Origin of the sequence: Pantoea sp. CTOTU50773 (assembly GCF_032082325.1) — a bacterium.
GTDB lineage: Bacteria > Pseudomonadota > Gammaproteobacteria > Enterobacterales > Enterobacteriaceae > Pantoea > Pantoea communis.
The window spans coordinates 1-24440 of the sequence record NZ_DAMDQC010000038.1; the positions used below are offsets into that span (position 1 = coordinate 1).

Here is a 24440-nt window from a genome sequence, read left to right on the forward strand (position 1 = left end):
ACGGCAAAGAGACGTTGATCAATCACGACAACAGCCGGGCGATTTTCTACAAGGCAGACGGCAAGCCGTATCAAAAAGGTGAGCGTCTGGTGCAGAAAAACCTCGCGCACAGCCTGCAACTGATTGCTCAACAAGGGCCGGATGCGTTCTACAAAGGCAAAATTGCCGATGAGATCGCTGGAGAAATGGCACAGCATGGCGGATTGATTGGCAAACCGGATCTGGCCGCCTATCGTGCGGTAGAGCGTAAACCGGTCAGCGGCACCTATCGCGGCTATGAAGTGTTCTCAATGCCGCCACCGTCTTCAGGTGGGATTCACATCGTGCAGATCCTGAATATCCTCGAAAACTTTGATCTGGCGAAGTGGGGCTTTGGCAGTGCGGACGCTATGCAGGTGATGGCGGAAGCGGAAAAATACGCTTATGCCGACCGCTCGGAATACCTTGGCGATCCTGATTTCGTCAAAGTGCCGCAGCAGGCGTTGACCAGCAAAGCCTACGCCAAAACCCTGGCGCAGCAGATTGACGTCAACAAAGCCCGTCCTTCCAGCGAAATTAAACCGGGCAAGCTGGAGCCGTACGAAAGTAACCAGACCACCCACTTCTCGGTGGTGGATAAAGACGGCAACGCAGTGGCGGTGACTTACACCCTGAATACCTACTTCGGCAGCGGGATTGTCGCCGGGCAGAGCGGTATCCTGATGAACAACGAGATGGATGACTTCTCCGCCAAACCGGGTACGCCGAACGTGTATGGTTTGGTGGGTGGCGAAGCGAATGCGGTGCAACCGGCTAAGCGCCCATTGTCGTCGATGTCACCGACCATCATCGCCAAAGACGGCAAAACCTGGCTGGTAACGGGTAGCCCAGGCGGCAGCCGTATTATCACCACTGTGTTGCAAATGGTGGTGAACAGTATCGATTTCGGTATGAACGTAGCGGAAGCGACCAATGCGCCGCGTTTCCACCATCAATGGTTGCCGGATCAGCTACGCGTGGAGAAAGGCTTTAGCCCGGATACGCTGCGTTTGCTGGAAGCTAAAGGTCAGCATGTGAAAGTGATGCCCGCAATGGGCAGCACGCAGAGCATTATGATTGGGCCGGATGGCATGCGCTATGGTGCTTCGGATCCGCGTTCGGTGGATGATTTGAGTGCCGGGTATTAATTTAGCGTAATAAAGTGCGCCGCTACCGCCTCAGCACGAGTTGTAGCGGCGCGATTCATTGCGCAAGTTATTTCAATCGCGCCATGTAATGCGTATCAATCATCTCGCCGTCGCGCATGGCAAAACGCTTCGCCGTCCCTTCGATCTCAAAGCCAAACTTCTGATAAAGACCCATCGCTTTATGGTTATCAGCGAACACGGTTAACTCGATTCGTGTCACTTGTAGCCAGTTGTCACACAGGTCAATCATCGCGGCCATCAGCGCCGAGCCTACGCCGCGACGGTGAAAGGCAGGATCAACGCCCATGCCAAAGGTAGCGGCATGGCGACGTCGTGCGACAGATTGCACTTCTAGCGTGATTTGCCCAGCCAGTTGATCGTCAATCATTGCCACTAGCATATGCACACCCGGACGCGGATTGCTAAGGCGTTCCTGCCATAGCGTGGGTGACTGGTGTGGCAGTTGCAATGTATTCGCCTGCGTCTCCGGTTGGCTGTAGAGACGTGTTAGTGCAGCAGCATCTTCTGGGATTACGTGGCGAATGACGATCTGACTCATAAAGCGACTCCTTGTGCAAAGTGAATAAAATCCCCTTTAACATCAAGGAATTCTCGCAAGTCGTCAATCGAAAATAATTCTCAAAAGGGGTTTACAGACGCGAATGATAATGATTATTATTGTCATGCGGACCGGGAACGTCTCCTGACTACCGGGTAAGCACGACATTGCTCACATTGCTTCCAGTGTTTCTTAGCCAGCTCGGGTGCTGGCTTTTTTTTTGCCTGCTATTTGCCTCTTTCATCCTCATTGTCCGATCACCACCAAAACGTTCAGCATTTTTGAACAGAGGCGTGAAGTTTTTCAGCTATCAATCAATCTCTCTCAGGCACACACTGTAAAAAACATTGAGGAGAATTGAACATGATCTACTTACGCAAAGCAGAAGAACGCGGTCACGCCAATCACGGTTGGCTCGATAGCTGGCACACCTTTTCTTTCGCCGATTATTACGATGCCAACTTTATGGGCTTCTCGGCCTTACGCGTTATCAATGAAGACGTGATTGATGGCGGCCAGGGTTTTGGTACCCACCCGCATAAAGACATGGAAATCCTGACATATGTGTTGTCTGGCACCGTGGAACATCAAGACAGCATGGGCAACAAAGAGCAGATCCCGGCAGGTGAGTTCCAGATCATGAGCGCCGGTACTGGCGTGCGCCATTCAGAGTACAACGCCAGTGATAAAGATCCGCTGCATCTGTATCAGATCTGGATCATTCCAGAGCGCAAAGGCATTGAGCCACGCTATGCGCAGCGCCGCTTCGAGGATGTGAAAGGTCGCCAGTTTGTCCTGTCCCCGGATGAGCGTGAAGGATCGCTGAAAGTGTTCCAGGACATGACCCTGTCGCGCTGGGTGTTTGCTAAGGGCGAAGCCGACGCGGTGACTGTCGAAGCGGGTCGTCGTGTGTGGATTCAGGTGGTAAAAGGTCTGGTGAGCGTGAATGGCGAACAGGTCGGTACCAGTGATGCGCTGGCGATCTGGGATGAAAGCGCGCTGACCATCAACGCTGACAGCGATGCAGAGATTCTGCTGTTTGATCTGCCGCCGGTGTAACAGCCTGTCAATAAATCGTGCAAGGTTGCCCTCTATGGCGACCTTGCATTTTTTGCCGACTTTTCGTTGGGTGCGTACCGATGTGCACAAAATCAGAGCGGGTATTCATGGTTTTCCGCAAAGCCTGAAATTGACAAAAAAATGATAGACTCATCGTATCTCTGACCTCAGGCGCATACGATGAAGAAGAAAAGGCCGGTACTACAGGACGTTGCCGATCGCGTCGGCATCACAAAAATGACCGTCAGTCGCTACCTGCGAAACCCCGATCAGGTCTCTGCGGCGCTGCGCGATAAGATCGCCGTCGCACTGGATGAACTCGGTTATATCCCCAATCGTGCCCCCGATATGCTCTCTAATGCGACCAGTCGCGCTATCGGCGTACTGTTGCCTTCGCTCACCAACCAGGTGTTCGCCGACGTGTTACGCGGCATTGAAACCGTCACCGATGAGGCCGGCTATCAAACCCTGGTGGCGCACTTTGGCTACAACGCGGACAAAGAAGAGCTACAGCTGCGATCGCTGCTCGGCTGGAACATCGACGGCGTCATCCTCACCGAACGCACCCATACGCCCGGCACACTGCGCATGCTGGAAGTGGCGGGTATTCCGGTGATTGAGATGATGGACTCAGTCACGCCGTGTCTCGATATGGCGGTGGGCTTCGATAACGTCGAAGCGGCGCGGCAGATGACGCATGCTATTCTGAAAAAAGGACATCGCCACACCGTTTACCTCGGCGCACGTCTGGATGAGCGTACCCTGCAAAAACAGCAGGGCTACGAAAAGGCGATGCGTGAAGCCGGGCTCACGCCGCACAGCGTGATGATGGAAGATGCTTCCTCCTTCAGCGCCGGTGCGCAGCTGCTATGCGAGGCGCAGAAACGCTATCCCGAAACCGACAGCCTGTTTTGTACCAACGATGACCTGGCAGTCGGCGCGATGTTTGAGTGCCAGCGCCAGGGGTTAAACGTACCTGCGCAAATGGCGATTGCCGGATTCCACGGCCACGATATTACCCAAGTGGTCACGCCGCGCCTGGCCACGGTGCTGACCCCGCGTGAGCGCATGGGACGCGAATCGGCTGCGATGCTGCTGGCGCGCATTGGCGGCGACCGCAGCGTGACCGAGCCGCTGGATGTCGGGTTTGAAATTGCAGAAGGTGGCAGCATCTGATTTTGGCGATTATTTGAGTCAGTTCACACTTTCGTGCTTTTCCACCTAACAAGGGTTGCCAGTCCCGCAGTGGGCTCCGAAAATGATAATCAAATTTGTTATCGGTAACATTGGCAGGCAACCTGCCGGAGCGCAAAACCATGACCACGCCATCTCCATCGCACCACGTCTTTATCCTGATGGGCGTTTCCGGCAGCGGAAAGTCTGCCGTCGCTAATCAGGTTTCTCATCAGTTGAGCACGGCATTTCTGGATGGCGATTTCCTGCATCCGCGTAGCAACATCATGAAAATGGCCGACGGTCATCCGCTGGATGATAACGATCGCCAGCCGTGGCTGCAGGCGCTGAATGATGCCGCCTTCGCCATGCAGCGCACCCAGGCTATTTCGATTATCGTCTGCTCGGCGCTGAAAAAGTCCTACCGCGACATCCTGCGACAGGGCAACCAAAACCTGAAATTCATCTATCTGAAGGGCGATTTCGAAACCATCGAATCGCGTCTGAAAGCACGTAAAGGTCACTTCTTTAAGCCGCAGATGCTGGTGACGCAGTTTGAGACCTTGCAAGAGCCTGGGGCTGACGAGCCCGATGTACTGGTGGTTGATATCAATCATTCACTGGATGAAGTCGTTGCGGCCACGGTTGCGACCATTGAGGAAGCAACCAACAAGGGTTAGTAATGAGTACCGCAACGCTGGTGTTAACCGCAGCAGGCTCCGTCCTGCTGCTGCTGTTTTTGGTGATGAAAGCGCGTATGCACGCCTTTGTCGCCCTGATGTTAGTCTCAATTGGTGCCGGTCTGTTCTCTGGCATGCCACTGGATAAAATTGCTGACACCATGCAAAAAGGCATGGGCGGAACGCTCGGATTTCTCGCCATCGTGGTGGCATTGGGCGCGATGTTCGGCAAAATCCTGCATGAAACCGGCGCAGTCGATCAAATCGCTATCCGCATGCTGAAAGCCTTTGGTGAAAACCGGGCGCACTACGCGATGGGGATTGCCGGGCTGATCTGCGCGCTGCCGCTGTTCTTTGAAGTGGCGGTGGTCTTGCTGATCAGCATCGCCTTTGCCGTGGCGCGTCGTACCCATGGCAACTTAGTGAAGTTGGTCATTCCACTGTTTGCTGGTGTGGCGGCCTCTGCGGCGTTTCTGCTGCCGGGGCCGGCCCCGATGCTGCTGGCTTCCCAGATGCACGCGGACTTTGGTTGGATGATCCTGCTGGGCCTGTGTGCAGCGATTCCCGGTATGCTGATTGCGGGTCCGCTGTTTGGCAATTTTATTGCCCGCCATGTCAGTTTCAGTGCGCCGCCGGAAGATCATCAGCCAGAAGTGGAAGAGGGAAAGCTGCCGTCGTTTGGCTTCAGCCTGGCACTGATCCTGTTCCCGCTGCTGCTGGTGGGCCTGAAAACCATCGGGGCGCGCTTCACCACACCGGATTCACGTCTCTACGAGTGGCTGGAGTTTATCGGCCATCCGTTTACGGCGATCCTGCTGGCGTGTCTGGTAGCGATTTACGGTCTGGCCTATCGCCAGGGAATGGACAAAGAGAAGGTGATGCAGGTGTGCGGCAGTGCGCTGCAACCGGCAGGCATTATTCTGCTGGTGATCGGTGCGGGCGGTGTGTTCAAGCAGGTGCTGGTGGATTCTGGCGTCGGCCCGGTATTGGGTCACGCGCTCACTGGCGCCGGGATGCCGATTGCGCTGGCGTGCTTCATCCTTTCCGGTGCGATCCGTGTGATTCAGGGATCGGCGACCGTGGCCTGTCTGACGACCGTGGGCCTGGTGATGCCAGTGATTGAACCGCTGCACTACAGCGGCGCGCAGTTGGCGGCGCTGTCGATCTGCATCGGGGGTGGCTCCATCATTATTAGTCACGTCAACGATGCCGGTTTCTGGCTGTTTGGCCGCTTCACCGGTGCAACGGAAGGTGAAACGCTGAAAACCTGGACGCTGATGGAAACCATTCTTGGTACCACCGGTGCCATTGTCGGGATGATCGCGTTCACTCTGCTGTCGTAAGAATTTTTAGGTGCGCCGCAATGCGCACCCTATAAAATTCACCTATCCGCACGGCAGGTTGCCATTGATGGCGACCTGACCGAATAGCACAGCCGATTGGTCGCGCATGTATGACGATGTGGCTGCATCCCGCAGCCGTTGATCATCGCACCAGACTGTTCGTTAATCCTCATCCCGCTCATCATCCGGCTGATCCAGCACCGTATACGCCACCGCACAGAACAGCGAGTTCAGACGCTTCATATCTCCCAGCAACCCTAGATGCAGGGAGCTGGTTTCGATGCTCTGCACATTTTTCTGATGCAGGCGCTCGACGTGAGCGTGTGAGAAACGGCGAATCAGGATGCGAAAACGGTGTTTGGAGCGGCGTAGTCGGCGCGCGCTGGGGATATCTTTCGACAGAAACACCGACAAACTGAGGCGCAGATTGTTGAGTACCTGCTCCTGCAATGTGTTCAGCTCTTCCAGCCCTTCGGGGGAAAATGCCCGACGGGCGTTCAGCGATTTCACCGCCACGTCCGCACACATGCGTTCAATGATATCGCCCGCCTGCTCAAGGTTGAGTGCCATCTCGATGACCTCGGCCCAGCGGCGCGAATCCTCCTCGGCCAAATCCTCTTTCGGCATGCGCGCCAGATAGAGTTTGATGGCGGTATACAGCACATCGACATCATCATCCAGACGCCGCACCGCGCGCTCTTCACGCAGTTCGCCATGCACCACTTTATTGAAGGACTCCATCATATGTTCAACGACATCACCGATGCGCAGGGTTTCGCGCGCCGCATTGGCCAATGCCAGCGCAGGGGTATCCAGCGCGCTGCGGTCGAGATGTTTAGGGCGTAAATGGGCATCGGTTTCCGGCTCGTCGGAAATCATACGACGGCACAAGCGCGCCATCGGTTCGGCGAATGGCACCATAATCAGGCAGCGAATCAGGTTGTAAAATACATGGAAAAAGATCACCAGTTCTTCGTCATCGACCGGCATCTTGTCCAGAATATCAGCGATATAATTCACCAGTGGCAAAATCGCCAGGCTGCCAATGAGCTTGAACAGCAGGCTGCCCAGTGCCACGCGTTTTCCCGCAGCATTTGAGCCACTGGCGTTAATCATTGCCAGCAAACCACTGCCGAGGTTGGCACCAATCACCAGACAGAGCGCCACTTTGAATGAAATCACATCCGCTGCCGTCAGTGTAGCGGTGATCAGCACCGCCGCGAGGCTGGAATAACTGATGATGGCGAATACCGCGCCAATCAGTGCATCCAGCATGACATCTCCGGTTAGCGTGGAGAACAGCACCTGCAAGCCCGCCGCCTGGGTAATGGGTTTAGCAGCGGCCACGATCAACTGTAGCGCTAACAGAATTAAGCCAAGGCCAATGGCAGCTCGACCCATTTGTCCGGCCCGCGTCTGCTTACGGCTGAGGAAGAACACCACACCAAAGAAGATGAAGAGCGGCGATAGCCAGGAGAGATCGAAGGTCAGGATACGCGCCATGATGGCGGTACCGACATCGGCACCGAGCACCACCACCAGCGCAGGCGTCAGACTCACCAGATTCTGTGCGACAAACGAGGTGACGAGCAGGGTGGTGGCATTGCTGCTCTGCACCAGCGCGGTGACGCCAATCCCGGCGAGAAACGCCATTGGCTTCTTTTCCACGCTGCGGCTGAGCACCCGGCGCAAATCGGCACCGTACACGCGCATGATGCCAGTGCGCACAATGTGCGTGCCCCACACCAGCAGGGCCACAGCAGATAAGAGATTGAGCAGGGTCAACACGTCGGGCGGTTCCTTATCCTCAGACTTACATTGCACCAACTGCAAGCCTGTGGGTGAGTACCGAGGTGTCGGGCGCACCGAAGTGCGGCCATGGGCAGCCTAAAGGCCGCCGCGACAACGATTAACAGGCTGCATTAACGCTGAATACTGCCGCGTTGCGTTGCCAATTTCTCGTTAAATTTAAGCAACCTGGCGCAACGTCGACATCTCTAACTGTAGACCAATTTGCATGCCAGCAGGGTGCAAATCCGCCACGCTGCGATTCAGCACATCCACTGACAATTCAACCCCATGCGCCAGTACACGATAACGGATCACGTTACCTAGCAGGCTGTGACTGAGAATAGTGGCCGGAATGCCATCCTGCGGTGCACTCAAGCGGATTGACTCAGGTCGAATCGCTACCTGACCCGTGAATGTCTGGCCGGTGAGCTGCGTTGCCTGTTCCGCACTTAGCAGGTTGTAGTTGCCGATAAACCCGGCGGCAAACAGATCGGCTGGCTGCGTGTAGAGGGCTTCGGCGTTACCGTTCTGTACGATTTTGCCACGATTCATCAGCACGATACGGTCAGACAGCGTCAGCGCCTCTTCCTGATCGTGGGTCACGAATATCGTGGTGAGCTTCAACTCTTGCTGGATATTGCGGATCTGTTCGCGCAGATGGCGGCGGATGCGCGCGTCCAGTGCGGAGAGCGGCTCATCCAGCAACAGCAAACGAGGGCGCGTCACCAGCGAGCGCGCTAAGGCAACACGCTGGCATTGTCCGCCAGAAAGCTGGTGCGGATAACGGCGGGCGAAATCGGTCAGCTCGACCAGTGCCAGCGCTTCCATCACCCGTTTCTGAATATCGCCGCCTGGCAGTTTCTGCATTTTCAGGCCAAACGCCACGTTCTTCTCCACCGTCATGTTGGGGAACAGCGCGTAGCTCTGGAACACCATGCCAATGGTACGTTTCTGCGGTGGCAGCGGCACGATATCCTGACCCTGTAGCAGAATTTTGCCGCTATCGACATCCGTCAAACCGGCGATGCAGCGCAGCAGCGTTGATTTGCCGCAGCCGCTCGGGCCGAGCAGGGTAACAAACTCACCTTCATCGGCGCTGAAATCGATATTTTCAAAGATGCTGGTGGGGCCGTAGCTTTTGTTCAGCTGGGTGACGTTCAGATAACTCATGGTCAGCCTCGTTCAGGATTGAGGGCATTCGCCAGCCAGGTGACCAGCAGGACGACAGCAAAATAAGAGATCACCAGCGCACTGGTGAAGTGGCCGCTGCCGTTACGCATATTGTAGAGGTACACCTGCAAGGTTTCATAGCGGGTACCGACTAACAGGTTAGCGAACACAAACTCACCTATCAGGAAAGAGAAAGAGAGCAGCACCGCGATGAACACGCCTTTGCGCAGATTCGGCAGTACCACAAACAGTGCCGCCTGCCAGGTGCTGGCACCCAGCAGATGAGACGCATCAATCAGCTCTTTCAAATTGATCGCCTGCATATTGTTGGCAATAGCACGGTAAATAAACGGCAGCGCGATGGTGAAGTAACAGCCGACCAGAATCCACGGCGTGCCGGTGATCATCAGCGGTGACGAGGAATAAAGCTGCAGCAGGCCAACGGATGACACCACCGGCGGCACGGCAAACGGCATCAGAATCAGCACGTTCATCACCGCATCCAGCTTCGGATAATAGTAAGCGATTACAAACATCGCAGGCAGCACCAGCATTAATGAGAACAGCAGCGCGCCAAAGCAAATCAGCAAGGAGTGGCCCAATGCGGTCAGGAAACGCGGATCGCTCCACAGCTCAATCAACCACTTCAGGGTAAAGCCCTGCGGCAGAATGGTGTCGCTCCAGTCAGTCGAGATGCCATACAGCAACGTCGCCAGCAGCGGGGCGGCGAGGATGATCAGCAGCAGCCAGATAATCAGGCGATGATAAATTTTTTCCGCGCGAGACACGTTCTACTCCTGTGATTTCGCGTTGAGATAACTGCGGCGCACCAGATACTGCTGCACCACGGTAATCAGCGCCATAATGAACACCAGCAACATGGCCAGCGCTCCGCCGGTATTCGGATCGAGCGAGATATCACCCGACACCAGCGCGGCAATACGTACTGGCACCACGTTAAAGTTACCGGTGGTCAGCGCATAAATGGTGGCGTAAGCACCCAGCGCATTGGCCAGCAGGATGACAAAAGTCCCTAACAGCGCCGGGAACAGGATGGGCAAACCAATATGCCACCAGTAGCGCCAGCGGCTGGCACCGAGCAGCGCGGCCGACTCTTCCCAATCTTTGCGTAAGCCATCAAACGCCGGATAGAGCAGCAGAATGCCGAGCGGGATCTGGAACCAGGTGTAAACCAGCACCATGCCGTCACGCGAGAACAGCTTGAACCCTTCCAGCATGCCGAAGTGGCGCAGCAGCAGCGTCAGACAGCCGTTCATGCCCAGCAGAATCACAAAGGCGAACGCCAGCGGCACACCCGCAAAGTTGCTGGTCATGTTGGTAAACGACATCAGGAAGCGCTGAAAGCGGCCGCTGCCTGGCTGATGCAGCGAATAGCCGGCAATCAACGAGATCAGCAGGCCGTAAATGCTCGACCAGATGGAGATATCCAGCGACAGGCGAAACGCCTGCAGGTAAAACGGTGAAGTGAGGATATCGATGTAGTTATCGATACCCCAACGCTCGTTCATGTCGCTCCAGAAGCTGTTGATGGCGATCCACAGCAGCGGCGCGAGCTGGAAGGCAACCCAAAAGAAGGCGAACGGCAGCAGCAATAGCGTGGCGAGGGTTTTTCCCTTCATTAACGCGGCTCCGCCAGCAAACCGTGGCACACCGGTTTATCGTGCTCAATGCCCAGCAGCGTGCAAACGATGCCACACAGTTCAGTTTGCTGCGGTTCGAGATCGGGCTGACGGGAGAAGCCCGCACCAAACACAAACAGCGGCACCTGCGTCTCTTCCGGTAAAATGCCGCCGTGCGAGCGGTCATCGTTCATGCCGTGGTCGGCGGTGACGATCACCTGATAGCCCGCAGCGAGCCAGCCGGGCATCCACTGCGACAGATAGCCATCGGCCATACGTGCGCGGTTGCGATATTGTGGCGATGACAGGCTATGCTTGTGCCCGGCATCGTCGATATTCATGGGGTGAATCAGTAAAAAGTCCGGATCGTGGTTCAGACGCAGGCTCTCGGCATCTTCAAACAAGTGGGAATCCGGATAACTGTCGTCCCAGTAAAAGTGGCCGTATTGAATCGGCAAATCGGGGGCGACGGTGTGACGATCACGCGCATTGTTGAACGGGGATTGGTTATACAGCTCACTCACCCAGTGATAGGCGGCAGCGGCCGTGGTTAAACCGGCGGCGCGGGCGTAATGGAAGATGCTGCGCTGATTGCTCAATCGATTGACGCCGTTATGAATAATGCCGCTCTGCACTGGCGGAATCCCAGTCAGAATGCATTCATACAGCGGACGTGACAGCGAAGGCAGTTCGCAGGTCAGCGTGTAGTATTGGCCGTTGCCCTGTTTGCATTCAGCAAACAGATAGCCCATCGCATGCTGTGCCACCTGATTGCTCAGGCCATCCAGTACCACCAGGATTGTCTTCATTCCCGTTCCTTACATCATTCAAATTGCGGGCACTGCGCTTAGCGGCGCAACGTATTGCGTATCAATGCGCGACATCGCGCCGCCAGGGTGTGTGCAAATTACTGCTTCATATTGATAATCACGTTCTCTTGCCACAGACGCGGCAGCATTTTCGAGCTCTTATCCCATGCAGCCTGATCTTTGATCGGGCGGGCATTTTTGTACTCAGACTGCGGCAGCAGTTTGGCTTGCACATCGGCTGGCAGAGTTAAATGCTCAGCGCGGATTGGACGTGCATAACCTTTCGCCAGGTTGATCTGACCGGCATCAGAGAAGATGTATTCACGCGCCAGTTTGGCGGCGTTCGGGTGTTTGGCGTATTTGTTGATGATGGTGCTGTAACCGGAAATCACGGAGCCATCAGACGGGATCACCACTTCATAGCGGTTTTTGTCGATCTGATCGCGATAATTCAGACCGTTGAAGTCCCATACCACGGCAACCTGAATTTCACCTTTCTCAATGTTGGCAATCACCGGATCGGTCACGCCCAGACGGCCTTCTTTAGCCAGCTCGCCAAAGAATTTCAGGGCTGGCTTCAGGTTCTTCTCATCACCGCCCATCGCGTAGTTGGCCGCCAGTACGCCGTTAGCCGCCTGAGCAGCCACGCCGACGTCACCGATAGTGACCACATACTTACCTTTCTTCAGATCGGCCCAGCTGTGCGGTGCATCTTTAACCTGCTGCTTGTCAATCAGGAAGGCGATGGTGCCGGTATACGCCAGCATCCAGTTGCCTTCGCTGTCTTTCGCCCAGCTTGGAATCTGATCCCAATGCGTTGGTTTGTACGGTTGTGCCAGACCTTTGGTCACAGCAACCGGACCGAACGCGGCGCCCACATCACCGATATCGGCGCTGGCGTTCTCTTTCTCTGCATCAAATTTAGCCAGCTCCTGCGCCGATGACATATCGGTATCGCTGTGCTTCAGGCCATATTTGCTGTTGATGTCATTCCATGTGTCTTTCCAGTTCGCCCAGCTGTCTGGCATACCGACGCTGTTGACCTGGCCCTCAGCACGCGCGGCTTTTTCCAGCGCGGCAAGGTCGTTATCGGCGGCGTGCGCGGCGGGCAGCGCAAGCAGTACGGCACTGGCTACTACAGAGGAGATAAACGCTTTCATCTCGGTTGCTCCGGGTGTAAGTTGTGGGACGTCTTGGTCTAGTCCAGCAAGAACCGAGCCAATGTAGCCCGATCAGATGAAGGTTTTATGACCATGGTGGTGAAATGTGGTGTGACGCGTAGCTCCACATGCGGATACAGCGCGCGAAAGCGTGGGATATGCCTGTCATATTGTAGTCATCGAACTGTCATAGTGCAGAATTGCCCCAAAATGAGGCTAAAAAATGTCGTCGAAAACGGTGGATGTGATTGCTGCGGCGCTGAGCGAACGCATTGAAAACGGTGAATTTGCCAGCGGACGTTTGCCGGCAGAACGCAGTTTAAGTGAACATTATTCCACCACGCGTATTACCCTGCGTGAGGCGCTGGGCTTGCTGGAAGCGCAGGGCGTCATTTACCGTGAGCTGCGTCGAGGTTGGTTTCTCGCCCCACCCAGGCTGGTATATAACCCGGCCCATCACAGCCACTTTCATGCCATGGCCGCCGAGCAAGGGCGCATCGCTCTCACTGAAGTGATTGAGGCGCGGGAAGTCCCGGCACAGCTGGTGATTGCACGACATTTGCAGTTACTGGAAGGGGATAGCGTGTTTCGCATTCGACGCCTGCGACGTATTGATGGGCGCGCGGTGTTGTACGTGGAGCATTACCTCAATCCGGCCTTTTTTCCCGGCCTGCTAGAGGAAGACCTCACCCGCTCACTTACCGATCTCTACGATCAGCGCTATGGCATTCGCTACGGCGGCGCTCGCTTTACCATTCTGCCCGGCCCGCTTCCTGCGCGCGCGGCACCGGCACTCAATGTCGCCAGCGGAACTCCCGGATTACTCATTACACGCATTAACCGCGATCAGCACAAACGGGTCATCGACTGTGACTGCGAGTACTGGCGCTATGACGCACTCTGTGTGGATGTTGATGTGTAGCATATTGTGATTTTGATCACACTACAGCATGATAACGCCAGAGAGTTTCCGTACTTTGAGGCGCATAAAAATGACAACAAAATCAGCACCGGGGCAGCTTATTGCTTCGGTATTACAGTGGGTTCTGAATATTGGCCTGGTGACGTTGGCCATCATCCTGGTGGTGTTTCTTGGCAAAGAGACGATTCATTTAGCTAATGTGCTGTTTAGCACTGGTGAGCAGGCGTCTTCTTACCTGCTGATCGAAGGCATCGTGATCTATTTTCTCTATTTCGAATTTATCGCGCTGATAGTGAAGTACTTCCAGTCCGGCTATCACTTCCCGCTGCGTTATTTCATCTATATCGGCATCACCGCAATCATTCGTCTGATTATCGTTGACCATAAAAACCCGTTCGACACGCTCTATTATTCAGCGGCGATTTTAATTCTGGTGGTCACGCTGTGGTTAGCCAATAGCAATCGCTTAAAGCGCGAATAATCCCCCCTTCTGTCTGGCGTGGCACAACCAGCAGTGCCACGCCCGATTCTCTGCGTTAAACTAGGGCAACTTTTTCTCCGGAGATGTCCTGATGTCGCATCACGCGCTGCGCCAGTTACTCGCACTGCATTGGCTGCCAGCCACTTCCCCCTTGCTTTCCCCCCCTCTGCTCGACTGGTTACTGGAGGAAGACTCCATGACGCGTCGCTTCGAGCAGCATTGCCAGCAGGTGACGGTGGAACTGATCCGCGAAAGCTTTATTACCGCTGACGAGATAGCGCCAGAAGCGGAATTCCTGCCCGCCGATGAGCGCTTTTGGTTACGTGAAATCGTGCTGTGCGGCGATGGCGAACCCTGGTTGATTGGGCGAACCGTGGTGCCAGAAAGCACGTTGAACGGCCCGGAGCAGATGCTGCAAAATCTTGGCACTCGTCCGCTGGGGCGCTATCTTTTCGCCTCCTCGACGCTGAGCCGCGATTTTATCGATCCCGGTCAGGTGGACGATCTGTGGGGACGTCGCTCGCGCCTGCGTTTATCAGGCAAACCGCTGCTGCTAACTGAACTGTTTTTACCAGCGTCGCCGTTGTACCGCGCGCTGAATCAAGGATAAAGGATTGTGGAAAAAACCTTAACCATGACCAAATGGCAGGCTTATCGGCGCCTGATGCGCATCGATAAACCGATTGGCACGCTGTTGCTGCTGTGGCCCACCATGTGGGCACTGTGGTTATCAGGCATGGCGGTGCCGCCTTTGTCTGTGCTGGTGGTATTTGTGCTCGGCGTCATTGTGATGCGTGCCGCGGGTTGCGTGATCAATGATTATGCGGACCGTAAGGTGGATGGTCATGTCAAACGGACCGCATCGCGTCCGCTGGCGAGCGGCGCGGTGACGGAGAAAGAGGCCAAAATCCTGTTTGTCGTGCTCGGGTTGCTGGCATTTGCGCTAGTGCTGACCATGAACCGTATGACGATTTTGCTGTCATTTGGTGGCCTGGCACTGGCGTGGGTCTATCCGTTTATGAAGCGCTACACCCATTTACCCCAGGTGGTATTGGGAGCGGCATTCGGCTGGGCGATTCCAATGGGTTGGGCGGCGGTTAGTGAGTCCTTACCTATTGTTTGCTGGCTGGTGTTCTTCGCGAATATCTGCTGGACGGTGGCTTACGACACGCAATATGCGATGGTTGATCGTGATGACGACCTAAAGATTGGCGTGAAATCCACAGCGATTCTGTTCGGACGTTTCGATAAATTGATCATCGGCTTATTGCAGTTGGCCACGTTGGGGCTAATGGCGCTAGTCGGATTGATGTTGCATCTGAACGGGGCGTTTTACTGGTCATTGCTGGTGGCGGGCGGCTTCTTTGTGTATCAACAAAAGCTGATTGCTCAACGTGAACGCGATCCTTGCTTTCAGGCCTTTCTAAATAATAACTACGTTGGTCTGGTGCTGTTTATCGGCGTACTTCTCAATACTCAGCCGTTTATTGACCTGTTTTAAGGGGTTGCTGCCATAAAAAAGGCGACCCGTTGAGGGTCGCCTTTCTGTTTTTTGTGCCCGACGTTATTCGTGGGCTACAGCACTTTCAATGGTCAGACGGACATCACTGGTCACCAGCTCTGCCAGCATCTGCCACATAATGTGGGTGCGTTCCGCATCGGCATCGCCTGAATCACTGATGTAGCCTTCATCACGCAGTGACAGCACCAGCGCGGTAAACACCGCTTTGTCGAAGAACTCTGGCGCGTTAATGCCATGCAACACCGACAAACGCTGCGCCAGCGTGCGGCTCTCTTTCTCCAGCGTGCCGCGGTTAATCGTCGGCTTGGCACTCAGAATAGCGAAGGTGATGGCAAAACGCTGCAGCGTTTCACGGATACCGGCAGCCAGCAGTTGCAATGAACGATGGCGGGCCGGATTCATGCGTAACTGCCCATAATGCTGGGTAATCAGGCCTTGTCGCGCCATCTCAGCACAGAGGGCATTCAGCACGCCTGGCAGCTCTGCGTTATCCCAGCGCAGGAACAGCTCACTCTTCAGCATCGGGTAAACCAGACTCACCTGACGCAGCAGCTCCGCCTCACTGATCTCACGATGCTGCTGCACAATAGCGGCAATCAGCGATGGCATGACCAGCATGTGGTGGATGTTGTTGCGGTAGTAGGTCATCAGGACGGCCTGCTCGCGCGGCAGAATGATGATATCGCCGATACTGTCTTGTTCCGTCTCAAACTTGTTCATGCCCATGGCGTGATCAAGCAGCGCTTCAGCACTCATCTCCGGCACGGTCGCTTCCGGCGAATAAGGCACGTTACGCAGCAGCTGGGTGTAGCATTCCAGTTGCTCAATCAACTGTTCACGCGTCAGGGAGCGCTGACGTGAAGCCAGCAGTGCAGTGACGCACAGGTTCATGGCATTGGCGGCACCGGCTTCGTTAATACGCACCATCAGACGTGCCGCAATATCATTTACGGTCGGCGTCATCCATGCCGGGCGTTGTGGTTCAATCGGATCGATCGCATCACGCCATTCCGGCACGTTTTTGTTCAGATAGTTCATCAACGGCAGGGGTTCGCCGAAGTTAACGTAGCCCTGGCCAAGATTGCGCAGTTTACGTAACCCGCGCACCATCTGCAGGAAACTCTCTTTCTCTTTGGCCGCGCCACGTAACTCTTTGGCGTAAGTACCCACTTCCATGACGTGTTCATAGCCGATGTAGATCGGAACAAACGTAATCGGACGGCTACCGCCGCGCAACATGGCTTGCAAGGTCATCGACAGCGTGCCGGTTTTAGGATCCAGCAGTCGGCCCGTGCGCGAGCGCCCGCCTTCAACGAAATACTCGACTGAATATCCGCGGCTGAACAACTCGCCCAGATATTCACGGAACACCGTGGAATAGAGTTTGTTGCCCTTGAAGGTACGGCGAATAAAGAAAGCACCCAGACGACGGAAAATCGGACCTGCTGGCCAGAAGTTCAGGTTGATACCGGCCGCGATGTGTGGCGGCACCAGCCCCTGATGGTAGAGCACGTAAGAGAGCAGTAGATAGTCCATGTGGCTGCGATGGCAGGGCACATACACAATCTCATGGCCATCTTGCGCCAGCTGACGGACTCGCTCGCCACCGTTGACGTTGATGCCCTGATAAAGGCGGCTCCACAGCCAGCCCATCACGCGGTCTGTGACGCGAATGGCCTCATACGAGAAGTTCGCTGCGACCTCTTCCATCATCTCAACAGCATTCTGCTGGGCTTTCTCGTGCGAGATTTTTTTGCTACGCGCTTCATCTTCAACCGCTTTTTCAATCGCTTTGGATTGCAGCAGCTTGTTGAACAGATCCTGACGCGCAGGCAGACGTGGGCCTACAGCAGCCAGGCGCTGACGCGCGAAGTGAATGCGAGCCACGCGTGCCAGCTTCTGGGCAATCGACTTATCCGTACCGTGCTCCGTCGCCATCTGGCGCAGGGAAACGGTCGGCGAGAAGCGCACAAAGCTGTCACGTCCGTGCCACAAAATGGCGAAGAATTTCTCTACACCATTAAGGATGCGCAGATGTGGCGTATCTTCTCCCTGGATTTCGCGTCCCGGCGCACGACCAAACATCACCGCCACCGGTAACATCTGTACGTCGAGATCCGGGTTACTACGGTGCAAATCGAGATAGTCGTGGAATAGCTTCACCGACTCAGGATTGGCAACGAAATAGGGGAATACGCGTGGGCCATCATGAATAAACACGTGACGCGGCAGTAGCGTGCCGTCGATCTCCAGCGGAGCCAGCGGATCGGGCAGATCATGTTTCAGGCACTGTGTCCGAAGAGTGAGCAGGTCAGCCTTTGAATCATAAGGCAAAACATACATCACTGGACGAGTCGGATCGATCCCGTGTTCTGAGACAGGATCGGTCGGAATGACCTTACTCTTTACCAAAAAAGAGAGTGGTAAATTCAATAGTTTGTAATAAAGTTTACGCCAACCTGACATAGACAACTTAAAGCCTCTTGTTAGCAAAGCGCGGCAAGCATACCAGAAAGTGCAACGAAGATCTGTGGCTTACACGACCTCAGATAGCCCACATATTGACGCCAAATCACATCAAGGGTTCCAAAGCATGGCAAATAACGTCACCGGTATTCAAAGAATAGTGAATGCAGCCGGTTATTCCTGGCAGGGCTTGCGCGCCGCCTGGAAACATGAAGCCGCATTTCGTCAGGAAGCCATTGCTGCACTGGTGGCGATTGTGGTGGCTTGCTGGCTGGATGTTGATGCGATTTCCCGTGTGCTGATGATTGGCTCCGTGGTGCTGGTGATCATCGTTGAAATCCTGAATAGCGCCATTGAAGCGGTGGTGGACCGCATTGGGCAAGAGCGCCATCCTTTAGCCGGACGAGCAAAAGATATGGGCTCAGCGGCGGTGTTGCTGGCTATCTTACTGGCTCTGTTTGTCTGGATCGCACTGCTCTGGTCGCATTTGCGATAGGTATTCCAGAATCTTCAAACCGCTGATTTTTCCCTCTGTTTTGGTTTTCATTTCGCCAATACCTGTATATACTCACAGCGACTGTATAAACAACCAGGGGGCGGGATGAAAGCGTTAACCACCAGGCAGCAACAGGTCTATGATCTGATTCGCGACCACATTAACCAGACCGGCATGCCGCCAACGCGTGCGGAAATTGCTGCGCAACTGGGTTTTCGCTCGCCCAATGCTGCGGAAGAACATCTGAAAGCACTGGCGCGTAAAGGCGTCATCGAGATTGTATCCGGTGCATCTCGCGGCATCCGCCTGCTAATGGAAGAAGAAGTCTCCGAAGGGTTACCGCTGATCGGGCGCGTGGCCGCTGGTGAGCCGCTGCTGGCGCAAGAGCACATCGAAGCGCACTATCAGGTTGATGCCAATCTGTTTAAACCTACCGCCGATTTTCTGCTGCGAGTGAGTGGTATGTCGATGAAAGACATCGGGATTATGGATGGCGACTTGCTTGCTGTGCATAAAACCCAGGAAGTCCGTAATGGTCAGGTTGTAGTGGCGCGCATTGATGATGAAGTGACCGTCAAACGCTGGAAAAAGCAGGGTGCAATTGTGCATTTGCTGCCAGAAAACACCGAATTCCAGCCGATTGTGGTCGATACCCGTGAGCAGGCTCTGACCGTTGAAGGTTTGGCTGTGGGCATCGTACGTAACGGCGAATGGCTTTAATCTCTCATTGAATTCCCCCGCTGCGGTTGGTCGCTGTGCTGACCGCAGTCTGATACATTGATTTTCCTCTTCAGGCTGATTGCCGGTTAATGGTCCTATTGACCAGCGCAACAATGGAACGGGCGAATGCGGCTGTTTTCCTCCTCAGATAAAGCATTGTGGCGGCTGGCGCTGCCGATGATTCTCTCCAATATTACTGTTCCGCTGCTCGGTGTCGTCGATACGGCAGTGATTGGCCATCTCGATAGCCCCATTTACCTCGGTGGCGTGGCGGTAGGTGCAACGGCGACCAGTTTCATCTTTATGTTGCTGTTGTTCCTGCGCATGAGCACCACGGGTTTGACTGCGCAGGCGTTTGGCGCGAACGATAAAACCGCTTTAGCGCGGGCGTTGACGCAACCTTTGCTGATCGCCCTGGTGGCGGGCGTGCTGTTTTTATTACTGCGCGCGCCCTTCAGTTTGATCGCAGCCTCATTAATGGGCGGCAGCCCGGAAGTGCAACACCAGGCACAAATTTTTATCAACATTCGCTGGCTTAGCGCACTGGCGACCTTAGCCAATCTGGTGATTTTGGGCTGGTTGCTTGGCGTGCAATATGCGCGAGCGCCGATGGTGCTGCTCATTGTCGGTAACCTGGTGAATATCCTGCTCGATCTCCTGTTTGTGCTGAAGCTTCACTGGGGCGTTGCAGGTGCGGCGGCGGCAACGGCGGTGGCAGAGTACGTCACGCTGGGTGTGGGGTTATGGATGGTGGTACGTGTGCTTAAGTTGCGCGGCATTTCTTTCAATCAGCTAAAACAGAGTTGGCGTGGTGATGCGGCACGCCTGTTCCGGCTCAACCGCGACATCATGCTGCGTTCGCTAATGGTGCAAATCTGTTTCGCGTCACTCACCTTGCTAGGCGCGCGTTTAGGGCCAGATGTTGTTGCGGTGAATGCCGTACTGCTGATGTTCCTGACGTTTACGGCCTATGCGCTGGATGGTTTTGCCTATGCCGTGGAGGCCTGCTCCGGTGAAGCGGTGGGGGCGCGAGATCGCAGTCGCTTATTACTGATTTGGCATGCTGCCTGCCGTCAGGCTGGTATCGTTGCCCTGGCGTTCGCAGCCATCTATGCAATAACCGGCCCCGAAATTGTGGCGTTGCTCACTTCGCTTGAGCCACTGCGAGAGATGGCCGATCGCTATCTTGGCTGGCAGGTGATTCTTCCGCTGATCGGTGTCTGGTGCTATCTGCTGGACGGTATGTTTATCGGTGCCACGCGCGGGCGCGAAATGCGCAACAGCATGGTGATGGCGGCAGTGGGTTATGGGCTTGCCTTGCTGACACTCCCGTGGCTCGGTAATCACGGCTTATGGCTGGCGGTGACGGTGTTTCTTGCCTTGCGTGGCTTGACGCTCTGGTGGATGTGGCGACGTCACTGGCGACACGATAGCTGGTTCACTGTTTGAATAAGCGAAGCGTAAACTACAGATTATTCTGTATTTTTTGCGTAATCCTATCTGGCTACTATAATTATCTCATACGGCGCAATTGAGTAGCGCGTTGTGTGGGTGATTACCTGATTTATCAGGAGATCATCGCATCTCACTCAGGATGATGTGGAGGATTATGATGAACAAAGACGAAGCGAGCGGTAACTGGAAGCAGTTTAAAGGGAAAATGAAAGAGAAGTGGGGCAAGCTGACGGATGACGATATGACGGTCATCGAAGGTAAGCGCGAGCAGCTTGTCGGTAAAATTCAGGAACGCTACGGCTACGCGAAAGACCAGGCCGAAAGCGAAGTGAAAGACTGGGAAAGTCACAATAAAGATTACCGCTGGTAACCGGAATTAAGGAAGATGCTCCTACCCCGCCGATCACCCGTCGGCAAGGCACAAGGAAGTGCCACTCACCCTTTTCTCACTCTCTTTTTCGTATCAATCTCATGATCGTGATCGCAGCTATCGTGATGATTGCACGCTGCGACTTCTGCGCAGTTTTCACACAAACCATGGGCTTCAATAACCGTGTGGCGCAATGAGAAACCGGCTTGATCGGCCAATCCCGAAATAATCTTTTCTACGCCCTGTGCGTGTTTTTCACTGACTGCCGCACAACCATCACACACCAGCATCACCGAAGTATGCGCAGGCTCGTCGAAATGGTGGCAAACCACATAACTGTTATTTGATTCGACACGATGAATAAAACCCTGCTCCAGCAGAAAATCCAACGCGCGGTAAATGGTCGGAGGTTTAGCCTGCGGCTCGCTGATGCGAAGTTGATCCAGCAGATCGTAAGCACTGATCGAACCATTCTGCTCAGCCATTAAACGCAACACTTCAGCGCGTTGAGTGGTCAGGCGCACGCCGCGGTCAAGGCAAAGGGATTCTGCCTGAGTAAGCAGTTGTGCGGGCGTGAGGTTTGACATAAGTGTTCTCCAGGTTGCAGGCGATGTTATTTTATCACACAAACTTTTACCCTGCTGTGATTGCTTTTTACCCGGTTAAAGACCAGGAAAAATCTCGTTAATCAATAAATTAACTTAACCTTCCTGTTGTGCTGATAAAACTGCTCATTTCAGACCCTCTATGAGATCAGTCATATAGCGTAATTATCACGCTATTTTTGCTTTGCAACTCACCGGGTTAGCGTCTAAGGTTCAAAAGGCCTTAAGTAATATCTGGCATCAATTTAGGATTTGTTCATTTTTCTGCATAACTAAACAACAGAATGGTGTGGTTGTATCCAATTCTGTGAACAGCAGTGCTATTTCCTTTTAATTCACAGCAATGATGTGTTAGCCAGGGTTCAGAATAGCGGCTAACTAAACTGTTTCGTTTCTGAGTTATTCAGCGACATTTCAAAGGTGATGGCAGGCTCATGGTGAAGACATTATTCAGGCACAAAAAAGTAGCTTATCTTGTTGGTTTGAATGCAGTATTTCTTTCTTCTTCAGCTCTGGCAGCAGGTACATGGTATGACGCGCGTAACGATGCCATGGGTGGCACCGGCGTCGCTTCGTCAACCTGGAGTTCAGCGGTGCTGGCTAACCCGGCATTGATGACCAAAGCCAAACCTGAAGATAACGTCAGCGTCATATTCCCTTCAGCCGGTGTGCAGGTTACCGACAAAGACAAATTAATTAACAAAGTTGATGACATCACGGACAGTGTTGATCGCTACAAAAACGTGATCGACAATCTGACGTTTGCCGACTATTTAAGAGGTTATCCGGAATTAAAGGCTGCGGCTGGTGATATGGCTAATCAGCTGGATGACTTAAAGGGTGATAAAGCACACGGTACTGCGGGTGTCGCTTTTGCTGTTACTGTACCGAATGAAACACTGCCTTTTGCCTTTATTACCAAAGCCTACGGCACGGCCAGTGTGCAGGCTAACGTTGTGGACAGCGATATTACCTATCTGCGCGGTGTGGCTAACGGCACGGTGATCCCCGTGCCAGGCGATCAGGATAAACTGAGTTCGAGCGGTCATGGTCTGGCAGCACTAGTCACGGACTATGGTGTGGCACTGGCACATGAATTTGATGTCGCTGGCCATCCGGTTTCTGTGGGCGTGACACCAAAGCTGCAAAAAACCTGGCTGTATAACTACACCGCCAGTATTTATAACTTTGATAAAAGTAATATCAACAACAGCCAATACCGCAGTTCCGATACCGGCTTCAACATTGATGCAGGCATCGCGACCGACTTTGGTGAGCATTGGACGTTGGGTGTGACAGGGCAGAACCTGATCTCACGCGACATCGACACCAAAACAGTGGAAGGCTACCGCGATACCTATCAAATCCGTCCGCTGGTCACGTCAGGTCTGGCCTGGAACTACGGCGCGTTCACCCTGGCAGGCGATGTTGATTTGACGCAAACCAAGCGTTTCAAATCGGAAGAAAGCAGCCAATATGCGGGAGTGGGGGCCGAGTATCGCGTGCTGGATTGGTTAGCACTGCGCGCGGGTTATCGTGCGGATATGAAATCAAATGATGCCAATGTGTTTACCGCAGGTCTGGGCGTTTCACCGTTTAACAACACGGTGCATCTGGATCTTGCTGGTTCAGTGGGTGACGATAATACCTGGGGCGGCATGCTGCAGCTCGGATTTAACTTCTGATTGCGTCATTTCACATCACGCTAACATTCACCCTGAAATGGCGTGAACATGCTCACAAAAACAGGTCGCCATTGGCGGCCTGTTTCATTCCTGGGCGCAGAATTTGTGATCGTTATCAATCAGCGAAGCTGTGCCAGATTCAACTGGGAAAGTAGCCAATCTTTAAAGCTATCTAACGCAAAGTGGCGATGCTGATGCCGTGGGAACACCAGGTAATGGCCGATATAGTGAATCTCCTGGGTGGTCTCAATCAGCGGACAAACTAAGCGCCCACTGGCAAGCTCTCGTTCTGCTAATAATTTGGATTCCAGCACCACTCCCAGACCATCAACGGCAGCGGCAATCGCCATAAAACTGCGGTCAAAGCGCAAACCATAATGGCGCGGAGGCGTCAGGTGATTGGCTTCAAACCAGCCCTTCCATTGGTAGAGTTGCACATCGCACTGAATCAACGATTGGTGATAGAGGTCCTCCGGGCAGCGGATGCGTGCGGCAATCTCTGGTGAGCAAAGCGGTGTTAATTCCTCCACGGCCAGCGGAATTTTCTCGTAAGGCGAAGGACGCGGCTCGCCATAAACAATATCTAAATCATAGTCATCCTGCTCAAAGCGCGCATATTCGGTGCTGGCTGAAAGACGCAGATCAATATGTGGGTGTGCGGCAATAAAGCTTCCCAGGCGGGGTAATAGCCACTGATGGGCAAAGCTTGGCGCGGTGTGCAGACGCAGTGGCCGCGATTCATCAGCAGTGACGAGCGAAAGCCCACGCTGCATCTCATCAAATCCCCGCTGGATATGTTCCAGCAAGATTGCCCCTTCTTTGGTTAGCATGATTTCGCGCGTACTGCGCTGAAACAGGCGCGTGTCGAGCGTCTCCTCCAGCTTACGAATCGCATGACTAATGGCGCTAGGCGACAAATCTAACTCTTGCGCTGCGGCGGTAAATGCCCCTGTGCGGCCTGCGGCTTCAAACGCGCGCAACAGCGAAAGTGGGGCTTTTTTTAATAATGTCATTTGTGAATCCCATTCAACAGTTGATGCATTTTTTGCTTTTGTCGGCAGGCGCCAGGGCTGAGTAATCTGCTGCTAAACGGCAAGCAGGTGAAAATGGCACGTGAATCCGCTGCAGCTTTCACCATGACAGATCGCTCTTCTGCTTGCCAACTCTG

At 54.2% G+C, this 24440-nt stretch carries 24 protein-coding genes; 14 read left to right on the top strand and 10 right to left on the bottom strand.

The window, feature by feature from the left end; genetic code table 11:
• On the top strand, positions 1-1166 hold a 1166-nt coding region (ggt, locus tag RT340_RS08460; protein ID WP_313375337.1), incomplete at its 5' end, for a gamma-glutamyltransferase.
• A 67-nt stretch (positions 1167-1233) separates the two neighbouring features.
• On the opposite strand, the gene RT340_RS08465 is transcribed toward ggt, so the two are convergent.
• Positions 1234-1725 carry a GNAT family N-acetyltransferase gene (locus tag RT340_RS08465; RefSeq protein ID WP_058960055.1) on the bottom strand — a complete coding sequence of 164 codons (492 nt, stop codon included), beginning with the start codon at positions 1723-1725 and terminating at the stop codon, positions 1234-1236.
• Positions 1726-2088: 363 nt separating this feature from the next.
• Between RT340_RS08465 and RT340_RS08470 the strand changes: the two genes are divergently transcribed.
• The 4 genes from RT340_RS08470 to gntU all read left to right on the top strand — a co-directional run bounded on the left by RT340_RS08470 (position 2089) and on the right by gntU (position 5980).
• Complete coding sequence (locus RT340_RS08470) at positions 2089-2784, top strand: pirin family protein (RefSeq protein ID WP_097118928.1); 696 nt, start codon at positions 2089-2091, stop codon at positions 2782-2784.
• A 180-nt stretch (positions 2785-2964) separates the two neighbouring features.
• Entirely contained in the window at positions 2965-3960 is a 996-nt protein-coding gene (gene gntR, locus RT340_RS08475; protein WP_097118929.1) for a gluconate operon transcriptional repressor GntR, read from the top strand.
• 140 nt (positions 3961-4100) lie between these two features.
• Positions 4101-4637 carry a gluconokinase gene (gene gntK / locus RT340_RS08480; protein ID WP_034826988.1) on the top strand — a complete coding sequence of 179 codons (537 nt, stop codon included), beginning with the start codon at positions 4101-4103 and terminating at the stop codon, positions 4635-4637.
• A gap of 2 nt (positions 4638-4639) precedes the next feature.
• Positions 4640-5980: a gluconate transporter gene (gene gntU, locus RT340_RS08485; RefSeq protein ID WP_034826986.1), complete on the top strand. Its 1341-nt coding sequence runs from the start codon at positions 4640-4642 to the stop codon at positions 5978-5980.
• Between the two features lie 162 nt (positions 5981-6142).
• Here gntU and RT340_RS08490 read toward each other — a convergent pair whose 3' ends face one another.
• The 6 genes from RT340_RS08490 to RT340_RS08515 form a co-directional block, all read right to left on the bottom strand.
• Positions 6143-7768: a Na/Pi cotransporter family protein gene (locus RT340_RS08490; RefSeq protein ID WP_160868405.1), complete on the bottom strand. Its 1626-nt coding sequence runs from the start codon at positions 7766-7768 to the stop codon at positions 6143-6145.
• Between the two features lie 180 nt (positions 7769-7948).
• A complete protein-coding gene (locus RT340_RS08495; protein ID WP_058960059.1) occupies positions 7949-8941 on the bottom strand; it encodes an ABC transporter ATP-binding protein in 993 nt (330 codons plus the stop codon).
• 2 nt (positions 8942-8943) lie between these two features.
• The gene (locus RT340_RS08500; protein WP_097118932.1) at positions 8944-9729 is read right to left on the bottom strand and encodes an ABC transporter permease; all 786 of its coding nucleotides are present in this window, start codon (positions 9727-9729) and stop codon (positions 8944-8946) included.
• A 3-nt stretch (positions 9730-9732) separates the two neighbouring features.
• The gene (locus RT340_RS08505; RefSeq protein WP_058960061.1) at positions 9733-10581 is read right to left on the bottom strand and encodes an ABC transporter permease; all 849 of its coding nucleotides are present in this window, start codon (positions 10579-10581) and stop codon (positions 9733-9735) included.
• Positions 10581-11390, bottom strand: coding sequence for an alkaline phosphatase family protein (locus RT340_RS08510; protein WP_058960062.1), 810 nt, complete (start codon positions 11388-11390; stop codon positions 10581-10583). Before RT340_RS08510 ends, RT340_RS08505 begins: the two co-directional genes overlap by 1 nt.
• Positions 11391-11488: 98 nt before the next feature.
• On the bottom strand, positions 11489-12550 hold the full coding sequence (locus RT340_RS08515) for an ABC transporter substrate-binding protein (RefSeq protein WP_034826973.1): 1062 nt from the start codon (positions 12548-12550) through the stop codon (positions 11489-11491).
• Positions 12551-12773: 223 nt separating this feature from the next.
• Here RT340_RS08515 and RT340_RS08520 point away from each other — a divergent pair, with 223 nt between their 5' ends.
• The 4 genes from RT340_RS08520 (at position 12774) to ubiA (ending at position 15454) form a co-directional block, all read left to right on the top strand.
• Entirely contained in the window at positions 12774-13472 is a 699-nt protein-coding gene (locus RT340_RS08520) for a UTRA domain-containing protein (RefSeq protein ID WP_097118935.1), read from the top strand.
• Between the two features lie 70 nt (positions 13473-13542).
• Positions 13543-13953 carry a phosphate-starvation-inducible protein PsiE gene (psiE, locus tag RT340_RS08525; protein WP_058960065.1) on the top strand — a complete coding sequence of 137 codons (411 nt, stop codon included), beginning with the start codon at positions 13543-13545 and terminating at the stop codon, positions 13951-13953.
• A gap of 91 nt (positions 13954-14044) precedes the next feature.
• Positions 14045-14563: a chorismate lyase gene (gene ubiC, locus RT340_RS08530; protein ID WP_097118936.1), complete on the top strand. Its 519-nt coding sequence runs from the start codon at positions 14045-14047 to the stop codon at positions 14561-14563.
• Positions 14564-14587: 24 nt separating this feature from the next.
• Positions 14588-15454 (top strand): 4-hydroxybenzoate octaprenyltransferase, encoded by an 867-nt coding sequence (gene ubiA, locus RT340_RS08535; RefSeq protein WP_176505791.1) that lies wholly within the window; start codon positions 14588-14590, stop codon positions 15452-15454.
• 63 nt (positions 15455-15517) lie between these two features.
• On the opposite strand, the gene plsB is transcribed toward ubiA, so the two are convergent.
• Positions 15518-17941, bottom strand: coding sequence for a glycerol-3-phosphate 1-O-acyltransferase PlsB (plsB, locus tag RT340_RS08540; RefSeq protein ID WP_313375347.1), 2424 nt, complete (start codon positions 17939-17941; stop codon positions 15518-15520).
• A 127-nt stretch (positions 17942-18068) separates the two neighbouring features.
• Between plsB and RT340_RS08545 the strand changes: the two genes are divergently transcribed.
• The 4 genes from RT340_RS08545 (at position 18069) to RT340_RS08560 (ending at position 20982) form a co-directional block, all read left to right on the top strand.
• On the top strand, positions 18069-18437 hold the full coding sequence (locus RT340_RS08545) for a diacylglycerol kinase (RefSeq protein ID WP_034826963.1): 369 nt from the start codon (positions 18069-18071) through the stop codon (positions 18435-18437).
• A 105-nt stretch (positions 18438-18542) separates the two neighbouring features.
• Complete coding sequence (gene lexA, locus RT340_RS08550) at positions 18543-19157, top strand: transcriptional repressor LexA (RefSeq protein WP_034826962.1); 615 nt, start codon at positions 18543-18545, stop codon at positions 19155-19157.
• 126 nt (positions 19158-19283) lie between these two features.
• Positions 19284-20606 carry an MATE family efflux transporter DinF gene (dinF, locus tag RT340_RS08555; protein ID WP_211729071.1) on the top strand — a complete coding sequence of 441 codons (1323 nt, stop codon included), beginning with the start codon at positions 19284-19286 and terminating at the stop codon, positions 20604-20606.
• Between the two features lie 163 nt (positions 20607-20769).
• Positions 20770-20982 (top strand): CsbD family protein, encoded by a 213-nt coding sequence (locus tag RT340_RS08560; RefSeq protein ID WP_097118939.1) that lies wholly within the window; start codon positions 20770-20772, stop codon positions 20980-20982.
• A 65-nt stretch (positions 20983-21047) separates the two neighbouring features.
• Here the strand turns inward: RT340_RS08560 and zur are convergent, their stop codons facing one another.
• Positions 21048-21569, bottom strand: a complete 522-nt coding sequence (gene zur / locus RT340_RS08565) for a zinc uptake transcriptional repressor Zur (protein WP_097118940.1) — start codon at positions 21567-21569, stop codon at positions 21048-21050.
• 452 nt (positions 21570-22021) lie between these two features.
• Here zur and traF point away from each other — a divergent pair, with 452 nt between their 5' ends.
• Complete coding sequence (gene traF / locus RT340_RS08570; RefSeq protein ID WP_097118941.1) at positions 22022-23272, top strand: conjugal transfer protein TraF; 1251 nt, start codon at positions 22022-22024, stop codon at positions 23270-23272.
• A gap of 119 nt (positions 23273-23391) precedes the next feature.
• Here traF and RT340_RS08575 read toward each other — a convergent pair whose 3' ends face one another.
• Positions 23392-24285 carry a LysR substrate-binding domain-containing protein gene (locus RT340_RS08575; protein ID WP_034826948.1) on the bottom strand — a complete coding sequence of 298 codons (894 nt, stop codon included), beginning with the start codon at positions 24283-24285 and terminating at the stop codon, positions 23392-23394.
• Between the last annotated feature and the right edge of the window lie 155 nt (positions 24286-24440).

Bases quoted from the DNA above. Each gene is read 5' to 3' on its own strand.
- RT340_RS08465 (WP_058960055.1), bottom strand. From the start codon at position 1,725: ATGAGTCAGATCGTCATTCGCCACGTAATCCCAGAAGATGCTGCTGCA.
- RT340_RS08470 (WP_097118928.1), top strand. From the start codon at position 2,089: ATGATCTACTTACGCAAAGCAGAAGAACGCGGTCACGCCAATCACGGT.
- gntR (WP_097118929.1), top strand. From the start codon at position 2,965: ATGAAGAAGAAAAGGCCGGTACTACAGGACGTTGCCGATCGCGTCGGC.
- gntK (WP_034826988.1), top strand. From the start codon at position 4,101: ATGACCACGCCATCTCCATCGCACCACGTCTTTATCCTGATGGGCGTT.
- gntU (WP_034826986.1), top strand. From the start codon at position 4,640: ATGAGTACCGCAACGCTGGTGTTAACCGCAGCAGGCTCCGTCCTGCTG.
- RT340_RS08495 (WP_058960059.1), bottom strand. From the start codon at position 8,941: ATGAGTTATCTGAACGTCACCCAGCTGAACAAAAGCTACGGCCCCACC.
- RT340_RS08505 (WP_058960061.1), bottom strand. From the start codon at position 10,581: ATGAAGGGAAAAACCCTCGCCACGCTATTGCTGCTGCCGTTCGCCTTC.
- RT340_RS08510 (WP_058960062.1), bottom strand. From the start codon at position 11,390: ATGAAGACAATCCTGGTGGTACTGGATGGCCTGAGCAATCAGGTGGCA.
- RT340_RS08515 (WP_034826973.1), bottom strand. From the start codon at position 12,550: ATGAAAGCGTTTATCTCCTCTGTAGTAGCCAGTGCCGTACTGCTTGCG.
- RT340_RS08520 (WP_097118935.1), top strand. From the start codon at position 12,774: ATGTCGTCGAAAACGGTGGATGTGATTGCTGCGGCGCTGAGCGAACGC.
- psiE (WP_058960065.1), top strand. From the start codon at position 13,543: ATGACAACAAAATCAGCACCGGGGCAGCTTATTGCTTCGGTATTACAG.
- ubiC (WP_097118936.1), top strand. From the start codon at position 14,045: ATGTCGCATCACGCGCTGCGCCAGTTACTCGCACTGCATTGGCTGCCA.
- ubiA (WP_176505791.1), top strand. From the start codon at position 14,588: ATGACCAAATGGCAGGCTTATCGGCGCCTGATGCGCATCGATAAACCG.
- plsB (WP_313375347.1), bottom strand. From the start codon at position 17,941: ATGTCAGGTTGGCGTAAACTTTATTACAAACTATTGAATTTACCACTC.
- RT340_RS08545 (WP_034826963.1), top strand. From the start codon at position 18,069: ATGGCAAATAACGTCACCGGTATTCAAAGAATAGTGAATGCAGCCGGT.
- lexA (WP_034826962.1), top strand. From the start codon at position 18,543: ATGAAAGCGTTAACCACCAGGCAGCAACAGGTCTATGATCTGATTCGC.
- dinF (WP_211729071.1), top strand. From the start codon at position 19,284: ATGCGGCTGTTTTCCTCCTCAGATAAAGCATTGTGGCGGCTGGCGCTG.
- RT340_RS08560 (WP_097118939.1), top strand. From the start codon at position 20,770: ATGAACAAAGACGAAGCGAGCGGTAACTGGAAGCAGTTTAAAGGGAAA.
- zur (WP_097118940.1), bottom strand. From the start codon at position 21,569: ATGTCAAACCTCACGCCCGCACAACTGCTTACTCAGGCAGAATCCCTT.
- traF (WP_097118941.1), top strand. From the start codon at position 22,022: ATGGTGAAGACATTATTCAGGCACAAAAAAGTAGCTTATCTTGTTGGT.
- RT340_RS08575 (WP_034826948.1), bottom strand. From the start codon at position 24,285: ATGACATTATTAAAAAAAGCCCCACTTTCGCTGTTGCGCGCGTTTGAA.